At 67.1% G+C, this 12,657-nt stretch carries 14 protein-coding genes; 3 read left to right on the plus strand and 11 right to left on the minus strand.

The features are described 5' to 3' along the window. The first annotated feature begins 83 nt into the window (after positions 1-83). Complete coding sequence (locus tag IM816_RS00310; RefSeq protein WP_072323333.1) at positions 84-800, plus strand: glycosyltransferase; 717 nt, start codon at positions 84-86, stop codon at positions 798-800. Between the two features lie 27 nt (positions 801-827). Here the strand turns inward: IM816_RS00310 and IM816_RS00315 are convergent, their stop codons facing one another. Together IM816_RS00315 and IM816_RS00320 are read right to left on the minus strand one after the other, a co-directional pair. Beyond that, positions 828-1,775 carry a patatin-like phospholipase family protein gene (locus IM816_RS00315; RefSeq protein ID WP_250339317.1) on the minus strand — a complete coding sequence of 316 codons (948 nt, stop codon included), beginning with the start codon at positions 1,773-1,775 and terminating at the stop codon, positions 828-830. Between the two features lie 7 nt (positions 1,776-1,782). Next, positions 1,783-2,772 carry a helix-turn-helix transcriptional regulator gene (locus tag IM816_RS00320; protein ID WP_072323331.1) on the minus strand — a complete coding sequence of 330 codons (990 nt, stop codon included), beginning with the start codon at positions 2,770-2,772 and terminating at the stop codon, positions 1,783-1,785. A 213-nt stretch (positions 2,773-2,985) separates the two neighbouring features. Here IM816_RS00320 and IM816_RS00325 point away from each other — a divergent pair, with 213 nt between their 5' ends. After that, the gene (locus IM816_RS00325; protein WP_250339318.1) at positions 2,986-3,909 is read left to right on the plus strand and encodes a hypothetical protein; all 924 of its coding nucleotides are present in this window, start codon (positions 2,986-2,988) and stop codon (positions 3,907-3,909) included. An 84-nt stretch (positions 3,910-3,993) separates the two neighbouring features. Beyond that, positions 3,994-4,869: a DUF481 domain-containing protein gene (locus IM816_RS00330; RefSeq protein WP_250339319.1), complete on the plus strand. Its 876-nt coding sequence runs from the start codon at positions 3,994-3,996 to the stop codon at positions 4,867-4,869. 85 nt (positions 4,870-4,954) lie between these two features. On the opposite strand, the gene hemC is transcribed toward IM816_RS00330, so the two are convergent. The 9 genes from hemC to IM816_RS00375 form a co-directional block, all read right to left on the minus strand. Beyond that, positions 4,955-5,875 carry a hydroxymethylbilane synthase gene (gene hemC, locus IM816_RS00335; protein WP_250339320.1) on the minus strand — a complete coding sequence of 307 codons (921 nt, stop codon included), beginning with the start codon at positions 5,873-5,875 and terminating at the stop codon, positions 4,955-4,957. A gap of 80 nt (positions 5,876-5,955) precedes the next feature. Continuing rightward, positions 5,956-6,669 carry a LytR/AlgR family response regulator transcription factor gene (locus tag IM816_RS00340; protein WP_250339321.1) on the minus strand — a complete coding sequence of 238 codons (714 nt, stop codon included), beginning with the start codon at positions 6,667-6,669 and terminating at the stop codon, positions 5,956-5,958. Continuing rightward, entirely contained in the window at positions 6,647-7,705 is a 1,059-nt protein-coding gene (locus IM816_RS00345) for a sensor histidine kinase (RefSeq protein ID WP_250339322.1), read from the minus strand. The genes IM816_RS00340 and IM816_RS00345 overlap by 23 nt, the downstream gene beginning before the upstream one ends. Positions 7,706-7,794: 89 nt before the next feature. Then, entirely contained in the window at positions 7,795-8,463 is a 669-nt protein-coding gene (locus IM816_RS00350) for an alpha/beta hydrolase (protein WP_250339323.1), read from the minus strand. A gap of 64 nt (positions 8,464-8,527) precedes the next feature. Continuing rightward, a complete protein-coding gene (locus tag IM816_RS00355) occupies positions 8,528-9,628 on the minus strand; it encodes a glutathionylspermidine synthase family protein (RefSeq protein WP_250339324.1) in 1,101 nt (366 codons plus the stop codon). Next, positions 9,628-10,125, minus strand: coding sequence for a hypothetical protein (locus IM816_RS00360; protein ID WP_250339325.1), 498 nt, complete (start codon positions 10,123-10,125; stop codon positions 9,628-9,630). Before IM816_RS00360 ends, IM816_RS00355 begins: the two co-directional genes overlap by 1 nt. A gap of 10 nt (positions 10,126-10,135) precedes the next feature. Continuing rightward, complete coding sequence (locus IM816_RS00365; protein ID WP_218184761.1) at positions 10,136-10,540, minus strand: DUF350 domain-containing protein; 405 nt, start codon at positions 10,538-10,540, stop codon at positions 10,136-10,138. A gap of 122 nt (positions 10,541-10,662) precedes the next feature. Then, positions 10,663-11,484: a subclass B3 metallo-beta-lactamase gene (bla, locus tag IM816_RS00370; RefSeq protein WP_250339326.1), complete on the minus strand. Its 822-nt coding sequence runs from the start codon at positions 11,482-11,484 to the stop codon at positions 10,663-10,665. A 97-nt stretch (positions 11,485-11,581) separates the two neighbouring features. Beyond that, entirely contained in the window at positions 11,582-12,655 is a 1,074-nt protein-coding gene (locus tag IM816_RS00375) for a PepSY-associated TM helix domain-containing protein (RefSeq protein ID WP_250339327.1), read from the minus strand. Positions 12,656-12,657 lie beyond the last annotated feature (2 nt).

Genomic DNA, 12,657 nt, shown 5'->3' on the forward strand with positions numbered 1-12,657 from the left:
CGATCCCCACAATTCGGTGACGGTGTCCCCCGCTGGCGGCTTGGGCGATAATGCCGCCTCAATCTCCCTGCCCCGGAACCGCGATGACCGACCTCGCCGTGGTCGTGCCCGTCTTCAACGAGCGCGACAACATCCCGCCCCTCCTCGCCGAGATCGCATCGGCCCTGCGCGGACGGATCGACTTCGAGATCATCTACGTCGACGACGACAGTACCGACGACAGCGTGGCCGTGCTCACGGCGGCGAAGGCGCAGTACCCGGAACTGCGGATCATCCGCCACGTGACCCGCAGCGGGCAGAGCACCGCCGTGTGGAACGGTGTTCGCGCCGCGCGCGCGCCGTGGATCGCCACGCTCGATGGGGATGGGCAGAACGATCCCGCCGATATTCCCAAGCTGCTCGCGGCGCGTGCCGGCGCTGCGGCCGATTTGAAACTGTTCGCTGGCTGGCGCGTCACACGCCGCGACAGCTTCAACAAGCGCATTTCCTCGAAGGTCGCCAACGCGGTGCGTTCGCGCATGCTGCGCGACGACACGCCGGACACCGGCTGCGGCTTGAAGCTGTTCGAGCGCGAAACCTTCCTGCGCCTGCCCTACTTCGACCACATGCATCGCTACCTGCCGGCGCTGGTGAAGCGCGCAGGTTTCGCGAGCCAGAGCGTGCCCGTGAGCCACCGCCCGCGCACGGCCGGCAGCTCGAAGTACGGCATGCTCGATCGTCTGTGGGTGGGCCTGGCCGATCTTCGCGGTGTGGCCTGGCTGATGCGTCGCGCCAAGGTGACGCGTACCGAGGAAATCTAGGGCCCGATCGGAGCGCTGGCGGCGCGCTCAGCGCAACGCCAGCGTGCGAGGCTTCCAGGCATCCAATGCCTGCGTGGTGCGCTCGCGGCCCAGGTCGATGAGTTCGCGTGCGCGATAGAACTCGTACAGCGTGGACACGTTGCGCGGGATCTCGATCAGAAGATCCGGCGGATACGCGGCGAGACGCAGGCGAGACAGATTCGCCTGCATGAGGTCCATCGACTGCGTCATAAGGTCGAACGCGCCCGGATCGCGCACCTTCGGTTCGGTGCTCTGCGGCAGCACCTTGCCGAACAATCGGCCGATGCGCGCGGCGTAGCCCGTATCGGGCACCGCCATGACGTCGCGCTCGGGTGGTTTCTGCATTTCTGCCGCGCCATCCACGCTCACGGCCATCACGTAATCGGCGTCCTCGCGCATCAACGGCAGCACGGGTAGCGGATTGAGCAGCGCGCCATCGACGAGCCGACGGCCTTCATGGTTGTACGGGCGGAACAGCGTCGGGATGGCGATGGACGCCCGAATGGCGTCGAACAACGGTCCGCGCGTGAGCCATACCTCGCGTTCGCGGTCGATGTCGGTGGCTACCGCGGTAAAGGCCAGCGGCAGTTCCTCGATGTTGACCTCGCCGATCAGCTCGCGCAGCGCGGCCATGATCCGGTCGCCCTTGATGAATCCGCCCCCGGAAAAGCTCCAGTCCACGAGCCGCAGCACGTCGAACTTGGCCAGGGTGGACACCCAGTCGCGATAGATGTCCAGCTTGCCCATCGCATAGACACCGCCGATCAGCGCGCCCATGGACGTACCCGCGATGGCGACGACCTCGTAGCCGCGCTCTTCCAGAACCTCGAGCGCACCGATGTGCGCCAGCCCCTTGGCGGCTCCCGCGCCGAGCGCGAGCGCTACGCGAGGCCGTCGCGAGGTGCCGGAGGTGGCATCCGCCGTGCCAGGGTCGAGGGTATCCAGGTCGCTCATGTGACGCTCAATGATGGTGGCCGTTCGCCTGGTATCCAGACAGTGCCAGTTGCAGCAGGATCTTCATTTCCTCGCGCAGAGGCAGCGGCGACACGATCTCCGCATCCGGCCCGTACTTGAGCACGTCCATGAGCAATTCGCGCGAATTGGAATAAGGCACCTTCAATTCGTAGCGGCCATCGGACAACCACTCGCCTTTCTGCTGCGAATGCCAGTGCTCGTCGGCGACCCAGCGCGCGGCATGCGACGAAAAGCGGATCGTCGCCCATGCCTTCGGCTTGCCGGCAAAGATGCCGTAGCTGGATGCCAGCAGGTCGTTGAGTTCGGCCTCTTCCACGTCGCGCGCCTTGGCGTCGAGCGCCTGCGGCTCGGCGATACGGTCCACAGCGAAGCTGCGCAATGCTTCGCGGTCATGGTCCCAGACGTCCAGATACCAGTTGTCGCGGTAATGCGTCAGCCGCTGCGGAGACACAGTGCGCTTGGTATCGGAATTGGTGGTGCGGGCTCGGTAACGGAAGCTGACCTGACGCCGTTCGAGCACGGCACCGGCCACAATGCGGAACACCTGCTGGTCCATCCGGCGGGCGCCCCAGGAGATCACGCGGATGCGATCCACCGGCAGCGCCTTGCCGCTCCCGTGGTCGGAGAGCAGCCGTTCAATGCGCGCCTTGAACGGCGCCAGCGCGCCCGCGAGCACGCCGGGATCGGAGCGGCCGATCAGTTCGTTGAGCGCCATCAGTGCGGCCAGCTCGTCGCTGGTCAGCCATAGGCCAGGCAGTTCGAAACTGTCGCCCTCGCCCGATTCGTAGCGGAATGACGCCTGCTCGCCGGCCACGCTCTGCACCGGGGCGCCGAGCGCATCGCGCAGGAAGGCCACGTCGCGGTAGAGCGTGGCGCGCGAGCATTCCAGTTCGTCCATGAGCCGCGACAGCGGCACTGGATAGTGCGCGGACTTCAAAAGTCGGTGCAGCGTGAGAATGCGCTCGTAGCGGTCCATGGGTGTCGCCGGGCAGATGGAGCTTCGGGAAGTGTGTCCGCGCTGGCGTGACGCCCGTATCTACGCGATCCACGCGCGAAGCATGGCGGCGGCAGGGGCACCGCGCAAGGGCGATCGGCGGTCCGATCCGTCGGCGTGGGGCGCCCGGTTTGCGCCGGAGGCCATAAGGCGCAAAAATGCTGCTTTGCGATTCGCCGAAGGCCTTCCCCGACCATGGCGGAACCGAACGAGGCCCCACCCGTCGCATCGGCCCTCCCGGGCCAGTCCGACGCGGCAGAGCCCGCCCGTGCCCTGTTTTCCCTCCCCACGGTGGTCGTGCAAACGGCCAGTGCGACCGGTTACGGCCTGTGGATGGTGCTCGGTACGGCGCTGGCCCTGGGCACGTATCCCAACGGACGGGGGGACGTGCTCGTGCCGTTGTCGATCGGGCTGGTGTTCGTCGGTGCGGGCTTGCTGGCCGCATGCCTGCGCTTACCGTTCGCACCCGACTGGCACGGCTGGAACCCGGTCAAACGCATGATGCCCACGCTCGAAGGCATGATCGCCATGGTCAACTTCCTGCCGATGCTCGCCCTGGCCGGGCTTGCCCGCGGCGGCAACGACTTCTGGGCCACGCGGCTGGCTGGTGCGGCGCTCATGGTCTGCAGCCTCGCCACCTTGATCCACACCACACGCAGCGCCTCGCGCGGGTTGTCCGGCACGGTCGCCTCCGTCGCCCACGGGCTGCCGCTGGGGCGGACGATCGCCGCGCTGTTCGCCGGTGGCCTCTGGTTCTGGCTCTGCGTGGCCTTGCAGGATGACGCACCGGCCGATCCGCTCGATCCGTGGCGCCTGGTACTGCTCGCGGTGGCGCTGGCGCTGGGACTGGTGGAAGGCATGCGCTGGCGCGCGCTGCGGCAGTTGATCGACGCAGGGCGAACCGAGCGATCGTTCCGTCATGGCGGCTTGCTGGGTTGGCGGCTGGCCGTGGCGACGTTGTCGGTCGGTCTGCCATGCGTCTTTCTGATCGCTCATCCGGCCGGCCCGACGCATCCGCTGGCGGCCGGTCTGGCAGCGTTAAGCTGCGTTGTCGGTCAATGCCTCGAACAGCGACTCTACGGTCGCGCATACGCCAGCCTTACAGCTGGCATGACCTGATTGATCCATGGCGCGGGGGGCGCGCCGCCGGCCATCCATACGGCCGAATACATTGACGGTTTTCCATACACATCCGGGTAGACGATGAAACGACTTCTTATCGCCACGCTCGTCCTTGCCGCCCTGCCGTTCACGGCGGCGGCCCAGGACGCCAACGCCAACGCCAACGGCAATACCGACGGCAACGCCAATGCGGCCCAGAATGGCGGCTGGACAGGCTCCGGTGAATTCGGTTTTGCCTCGGCCCGCGGCAACTCCCGTTCCGAGAACGCCAACGCCAAGCTTGGCCTCAGCCAGGAAAACGAGGTGTGGAAGAACAACTTCTACCTCAATGGCCTGCGTTCGAAGGGCGAGGTATCGGTCACCGATGCCGACGGCAATACGGTGGACAAGTTCAGCACCACGGCCAACCGCTACGATACGGGCGCCTCGGTCGGCTACAAGTTCGATCCGCGCAGTTACATCGTTACGGCCGCCCGTTATGAGCACGACGACTTCGGCGCCAACCTGTGGCAGGGCATCGTGTCGGTCGGTTACGGCTATATCGCGCTGAAGAACGAGCGCGCGGAGCTGTCGTTCGAAATCGGTCCCGGTTTCAAGCGCTACCAGCCGGCAACGACCACGCGCGCCGTATTGAATCCCGATGGCACGCCTGCGACCGATGCCGAGGGTAATGCGCTCAGCCAGCGCTACACGCCGGATGCCGAGAGCGAAGTGGTCGGCCGTGGCCTGATCAACGCGAAGTATCGCCTCACCGACAACACCGCACTGGAAGACACGCTGCTGGTGGAAGCGGGCTCGAAGAACCAGTACTACCAGAACGACATCGGTCTCTCGGTCAGCATGACGAAGAAGATGGCGCTCAAGGTCGGCTACCAGATCCGCTACAACAGCGACACGCAGCCGGGCACCAAGAGCACCGACAAGCTCACCACGACCAACCTCGTCTACAACTTCTAAGCCGCGCGCCGGCGAGAATGCGGCGCGAACGTATGGCGCGTCGCCTTCTCGCCGCTCTGCCGTAACGCACCGGGGCGCGACCGCGCTACCGCTGCGGCGTGAGGAAGGTCTCGGCGCCCTGCGCCAGCAACATTGCCGCGACTTCGTGGCCGAGCGACACCGGCGTATCGCCGCGGCTGTCGGCCTGTGCGCGCAGCAACTCGCCGCTTGCCGCATTACCGACCATACCGTGCAGCGTGAGGCCATGCTCGGCAACGACGCACCATGCGCCGATGGCGACCGCGCAGCTTCCCCCGAGCTTTTCATTCATGGCCCGCTCCGCCTCGACGGCGATCCGGGTTTCCTCGTCGATCAGTGCGGCCACGTAGGCGTTGATGCGGGCGTCAGTCGCGCGCGATTCCACGGCGATGGCGCCCTGCCCGGGTGCCGGGAGCCAGTCCGGGCTGGCGAGTCGAGCCCGGATGCGTCCGCCGAGCCCAAGGCGTTCGACGCCGGCGCAGGCGAGGATGATCGCGTCGTAATGCCCCTCGTCCAGCTTCGCCAGGCGCGTGTTCACATTGCCGCGCAGGTCGAGAAGCTGCAGGTCGGGGCGCAGCGCGCGCAGCTGTGCCTGGCGGCGCAGCGACGATGTGCCGACGCGTGCGCCGTTCGGCAGGTCGGTCAGTGCGGCGTAGTCGTTGCTGATGAAGGCGTCTGCGGCGTCGGCGCGCGGCAGGATCGCCGAAAGCACGAATCCCGGTTCCAGTTCGGCTGGCACGTCCTTGAGCGAATGCACGGCGATGTCGGCGCGGTCCTCCAGCATCGCGATCTCCAGTTCCTTGAGGAAAAGGCCCTTGCCGCCGATGGTGGCGAGCGACCGGTCGAGGATCTCGTCGCCACGCGTCGACAGCGGCACGAGTTCCACCTGCAGGCCCGGATGCGCCTGGCGCAGCAGGCTGGCCACGTGTTCGGCCTGCCAGAGAGCCAGCGCACTCTTGCGGGTGGCGATGCGAAGCGGTGCGGTCATGGTCAATCCGGGCAAGCGTTTGGCGAAGCGTGCGATTGTCCCGCAAACGACGCGCCAGCGCAGCGCCGGATGCAAAGCGATCAGGCGTCGGGTGCGCGGAGCCGCTGGCGAACCGCCGGCAGATTGCGTCGGCTGACCTCGGGAGCGAAGTCGGTGCCAGCAAGGCGGGCCAGCACGCGACCGTCGGGCAAGGTGGTAAGCCCCAACAGACGCTCCCGCGGAACGAGGCAGTTCCGGTGCAGGCGGACCAGGCGCTCGCCGTGCGCGGTCTCCAATTGACGCAGGGACTCGTCGATCAGCCACGTGCCCCCCGCGTGCTGCACGGCAACGTACTTCTCGTCCGCCAGCAGATAGAACACATCGCTCAATGGCACGCGGACCTCGTTCGCGCCGCTGCGGGCACGCAACCACGCGCCACGCTCCACACGCGCTGGTGGCTGCCGCGCGGCGACACGATCGATGGCTTCGTCGAGGCGTTCCGCGCGTACCGGTTTCAGCAGGTAGTCGGTCGCGCCGAGATCGAAGGCGCTGAGCGCGTGCTGCTCGTAGGCGGTGCAGAACACGACCTGTGGCGGCGACGGCAAGGCGGCGAGGCGGCGTGCGGTCGCGGTGCCGGAAAGGCCGGGCATCTCCACGTCCAGGAGCACGAGATCGGGTTTCCAGGTGGCGCAGGCCTCCAGCACCGCGTCGCCATCGGCCACTTCGCCCACCACGGTCACGTCGGTGCGGCGCGCGAGCAAGCCACGCAGGCGCACTCTCGCCAGCGGTTCGTCATCGGCGATCAGGACGCGCATGCGCAGCCTCCGGAAGGAACATGGTCACGACGAAGCGCCCGTCGCTGGCTTCCGCCCGCACCGACGCCCGCTCGCCGAAGTGAAAGCGCACGCGCTCGCGCACGTTGCGCAGGCCATGGCCGTTGCCTGGCACGGCGGGCGCGTCGGCCAGCGGATTGTCGATCACGATCTCCACGCCGCCCGGCACACGCGTGCCGCCGAGCCGGATCGTGCCACCTTCGCGAAGGGGCTGTATGCCATGGCGGATGGCGTTCTCCACCAGCGGCTGCAGCAACAGGTGTGGCAGCGGAAGATCCGCCGGGACGTCGATATCGCGTTGCACGCGCAAACGATCGCCGAGGCGCAAGGCCTCGATGTCCAGATAGCGATCCACCAGCGCCCATTCCTCACCGAGCGTACTCAGCGCGGCGAGGTCGCTGCCGAGTGCTGCGCGGAACAGTTCGGCGAGGTTTTCGACGGTGCGCTCGGCGGCGTCGGGGTCCACGCGAATGAGTGCCGCGACGGCGTTCATGCTGTTGAACAGGAAGTGCGGCCGGATGCGCGCCTGCAAGGCCGCGACCTGGGCCTGCGCGGCGGCGGCGACGCGTACCTGCCACTGCGCCACCACATAGAAGTAGCGCAGCAGGCCTGCACCAAGCAGACCCGTCGCGACCATGCTGTCGCGCACGAAACCAAAATGCGATACCGGGCTGAGCCCGGCACCCAGGTTGTGGTCGATCCAGCCAAGAAGCGCGGCGCTGGCGCCCACGGTCGTCACCAGCAGCAGCCAGACGGCGGCATAGGGCCAGAGCGATGGCAGACGCTGCATCCACGGCCGCAGCTTGCACAGTGCCACGGTGAGCAGCACCGACAGCCAGCTCGTGAACAACACGGCGATGCTGTAGTCGCGCAGGTCGCCGTCATTGCCCGGCGCAAGCCACATCAGCGTGACCGTCAGTGCACCTACCAGCAGCAATGCGAACAGCACCGGCAGGCTGCAGAAATCGGGCAGCGGTGCCGACGGTGGCCGGGGGGTACGGGGCGCGGGGCTGGACATGCGGCGAGTATGCAACAGTCGGTCGAGCGGCCTTCTCGGCCGCGCTGTGTTCCGTGACGCCGGTCCCGTCGGCGGCCCGGCGGACGCACTCACACCGTCGCGAAACGCTCCGTCAGCCAATGTCGGATGTCTTGGATCTCCGTCATGTTCACCTGGTGACCCATCGGATAGCTATGCCACTCGATGCGATGCCCCAGCGCTTCCAGGAGCTGCCGCGACCGTTCGCCTAGCGCCATGGGGACGATCGGGTCGACGCTGCCGTGGCCCCAGAAGATCGGCGTGGCGTGGTTGGCACCGTGCCGTTCCGCCTCGATGGTCTCGTGCAGCGGCAGGTACGCCGAGAGCACGAGCAGTCCGCCCAAGGTCTCGCGATGCCGCAGCCCCGCGGCCAGCGTCATGGCGCCCCCCTGCGAGAAGCCTGCCAGCACGATGTGCGATGCCGGAATGCCGCGTTCGACCTCGCGCGCAATCAATGCTTCCACGTCGGCCACCGAGGCGTGGATGCCTTCGGCGTCCTGTCGATCGGCGATGCCGAGGCTTTTGATGTCGTACCAGGCCCGCATCGGCATGCCGTTGTTGACCGTGACGGGCCGCACCGGCGCGTGCGGAAAGACGAAGCGAATGCCGGGCCAGGACGGGTCCACCAGCTCGGGCACGATCGGCACGAAGTCGTCGCCGCTGGCGCCGAGGCCGTGCAACCAGATCACCGACCAGGTCGGATCGGCGTGGGTCTCGTGTTCGACGGTGGGCAACGGCATGGGGCAACTCCTTCGACAGACCGCGCATGGTACCAGCGCATGAAACCAAGCCGCGGCGAAGCGATCAGCGAAACAGATGAGGCACGAAGCAACTCGTGTTGCGCGTGATCAGGTCGCCGTCCTCGCGCATGCCGATGCCGACCGGCGTATCGCCGACGACCCAGGAACCTACCAGCGCATGCCTGCCATCGAACACCGGCAGCGGCGCGAATGCCTGGTAGATATGACACGGCTTGCCGTGTCCTCGCTCGCCAGGGGTCAGCACAGCGATGCCCTCGCCTTCGCGGCCCCAATACGGTTTCACCACGGCGGCGCCCGCGATGGCATCGCGTGTACGGCTGGCGGGCAGAAGGTTCGGATGCCCGGGGAAAAACTCCCAGAGCAAGGGCAGGATCGCCTTGTTCGATAACAGCATCTTCCAGGGCGGCTCGAGCCAGCGCGTGCCACTTGCCGGGATATGCGCGGCGAACGGCTCGCTCATCAGCCATTCCCACGGATACAGCTTGAACAGACGATCGATCGGACGATCGGCCAGGTCGATGAATGCCTTGCCCGACCAGCCGATCTCTTCGATGTCCAGCGCCTGCACATCCAGACCCGCCTGCGCGCAGGTGTCGAGCAGGTAATCCGTGGTCGTGCCGTCCTCGGGGCTGTCGTAGCACGCGGCGAAGTGCATGCGCGCGCCGCCGCCCACGACGCGCCAGCGCTCGATCAGTGCTTCGTGGATCGCATTGAACTGATCGGCATCCGGGGCCACGTCTTCCAGCCAGTACCACTGCACGACCGATGCTTCGAACAGCGAGGTCGGCGTATCGGCGTTGTATTCGAGCAGCTTCGGTGGCGAGCGTCCGTCGAACGACAGATCCATCCGACCGTACAGCGCCGGATCGCGATCGAACCAACTGCGCTCGGCGAGACGCGCGGCGGCGTCGCCGAGACCGAGATCCTCGTAGCGTCCCGCACGGACGATGCGATCCACCGCCTCCATGCACAGGCCGTGCAGTTCCGCCGTGGCCGCTTCGAGCGTGTCGATGGCATGTTCGTCGAACACATAGCAGGCGTCTTCGCGCCAGTACGGCTGACCATCCAGGGTGTGGAAGCCGAACCCGATCGCCTCGACGCGGGCTTGCCAGTCCGCTCGAGGTTCGATGCGTTCGCGACGCATCAACTGCCCCGCGCCGAGACGCGTCCGGTGGAGCCGAAGCCGCCGCGACGGCCGAAATCCAGGCTCGTGGGGCCGTGTCCGGCGAAGCCTGCACTCGCGCCGCTGGCGTAGCTGCGCCCTGGGCCTGGATCGCCGTCCACGCGGCCGTTGCGCCAGTCGCTGCGATACCAGGGGCCGTAGTAGTGATAGCCGCCGGTGCCACCGGACGACACGGGCTTGTCCTGCGTGCATTGGCCCGTGGCGTAGTCGTGCTCGCAGTCTTCCAGCGAGGCGTAACCGTTGCGCTGCACGTCCTTGCCACCGAACGCGGCGAAACCGACGGCCGCCATACCCGCCATGCCCACGGCAACGACCAGGGAGCGACGGCGCAGCAGCGGATCGCGTGGCGGATGGAACGACGGATGGCGATAACCGGGCTGCACCGAGAAGCGTGCGTCTTCCTTGGTCGATGCATGGCTGGTTTTGCGGGGCGTCAGCGGCGAATCGTCCTTGCTCATGACCCGGTCCTCAGTAGGTCATCGCAGCGGCGTTGATCGCGCCGATGCAGGCGGCCACGACCGCGACGAAGAGCGCCACCGAGCGCACGTCCTGTTCGATCTTGGCGCGCAGGTCGCGCACGATCACGCGGAGCACGAAATGCGTGAGCAGCTGCACCACCCACGCCACCAGTCCCCATAGCGCCAGATCGAGCAGGTTGACGCTGTGTGCAATAGCGCTGGCAAGGGGTTGGACGAAGCCGATGGCGGCACCGCCGAGGCTGATTGCCGCCGACAGGTTGCCGTCGCGGATCAGCGCCATCTCGCGTTGCGGCGTGATCCAGATATAGGTGACCAGGAAGGCCACGAAATACACCGCGCCCAGGGCCAGATAGGCCACGAAGGCGGGCAGGGTGAACAGGTCCGATACGATCACGCGATGCTTCCTTGGCAACGCGGCCGCGTTGGCCGCGGCGCCAATATAAGCGAAGCGTGCGTCGGTAGGCGTCGGCGACGTTGCGACGCGAGGGATGCGTCCCTCCCCGCGATCGCTTCGGGCTACGGGTGAGCCGAGCTGGTTTTGGCTTGCTTGGCTTCCTTCGCCAGTACCTCGTCCAGCCGTTCGCGAGCAGCCGCGGCGTAGCTGGCGCAGGTTTCTCCCTCGCCTTGCTCGGGGTGCGGTGTGATCAGCGTGTCGCAAGGCAGCGTCGTCACACGCGCGAGGGTCTGCCGGAACTCGGCCACATACGCAGGGTGATCGCTATACCGGTAGCTGCCGGCCGTGAAAGCGTACAGGCTGTCGACGAACGCGATGGTCTTGCAGGACGACCCCTCGCACGCCTGCCACGTCCAGGCCGTGCCGCCCGGTGTATGGCCGGGCGTGATGTGCGCAGTCAGTGCCAGCGGTCCCACCCTGACCACCGTGCCGTCCACGATGTCGCCCACGGCGTTGACCGAGGGATACCGTGGCCCGCCGCGGACGTATTGCGGATCGGTGGGATCGGCGCCTCCCAGTCGCATCTCGCGTGCGCCCGCCGCAGTGGCACGCACGGTCGCACCGCTGTCCTTCGCCAGTTGCGCGATGCCACCGGCATGGTCGGAGTGCGCATGCGTGTTGAGGATGAGCTTGATGTCCTCGACGCGAAATCCGAGCTTTCGGATATTGGCCTCGATGAGCGCGGCGTTTTCGGGGAGCGTCCCGTCGATCAGCACGTGGCCTTGCGGCGAGGTGATGAGGATCGAGGACAACCCCTTGGTGCCCACGTAGTAGCTGTTGCCGTAGATCGCATGGGGCGCCACCGGCTCGGTCCATGCGGCGTTGTCGTCGGCGAGGACGGGCAGGGCGGTGCAGATGGCAAGAGCGAAGACGAGTCGGCGCATGGGATTCCCCTTGATGGACCGGCGCCACGATACGCATCGACCGGGGCAGGCGTCGGCGCTACCTATGGCACTGATATGGCGCGGCTCGCAGAAGCCCTCAGCGGCGCCGCTGGCGTGCTCGCCAGAAGAGAAACCCCGTAACCAGCAGGAACATCGGCAGCATGCCGGTGAGGCAGGCCAGTACACGCCACGTCGTGCCGCCAACGGCGGCGGAGTGGATCGGGAACAGCGCATTGGCAAGCCGGCCGCCGGGACCCAGCGTCGTCGCATCGTCGCCACCGAGCACCTTCACGGCCACCGGATCCATCCAGAGTGAGCTGCGACCCGCGGGATTCCACTCGCCGGGCCGACGGATGCGGAGCGTGAGGGTGCCGTTGTCCTTCGAGGGCAGCATCACCCGCGTGAGCTGGGCATCGGGTGCGGCGGCCTGTGCGGCAGCCAGCACGGCCGGCCAGTCGATGGACTCGTGCGACGGGGGCGTCTTGGGCGGACGCGCTGGCGCACGTTCGCCGAACGCCGCAGAAAGCCCGGTGCGCACGGCGCCGCGGTAGGCCATGGTCGTGCCGGTGCCGATCATCACCACGAGCAGGGGCAGGGCCACCACGCCGACGAAACGATGCAGGCTGGCCCAGCGCAACACGGGCGGCTGCGTGTGCGGTTTCAGGTGCCGGAGCGCGCGTTGCCGCCCCGGCCAATAGAGCCACACGCCGGAGAAGAGCATGAACAGTCCGGCGCAGGCCACGAAGCCGAGCACCGTCTCGCCCACCTCGCCGCTCAGTAGGTGCGTATGCCAGTCCATCAGAAGCAGCAGCCCATCGCTGGATTTGGCCCGCTGCAACAACCGCGTGCCGTCCGTTGCGTCGAAATAGACGCGATCGCCGCCGCGCTGCTGTGCTTCCCACACCGGCAATTCCTCGTCCGGGAAGCTGAGACCCCGCAGCCCCTTGCCCTCAGGAGATGCCAGGATCGCCTGCAGCGAGCGCCCCTGCGTGGCGAGATCGGGCAACGGCCGCGATGTCAGTTCGGGATGGCCCACCGCGAACAAAGGATCTTCGAACAGCAGCACGCTGCCCGAGAGCGTGACCAGCGCCAGCAACACGCCCAGGCTGAGCCCGAGCCACAGGTGCAGGACTTTCAGTGCATGGCGGAAGCGGCGCGGTCGAGTCGTCATCG

It is taken from the genome of Luteibacter flocculans (genome assembly GCF_023612255.1).
Classification (GTDB): Bacteria; Pseudomonadota; Gammaproteobacteria; order Xanthomonadales; family Rhodanobacteraceae; genus Luteibacter; species Luteibacter flocculans.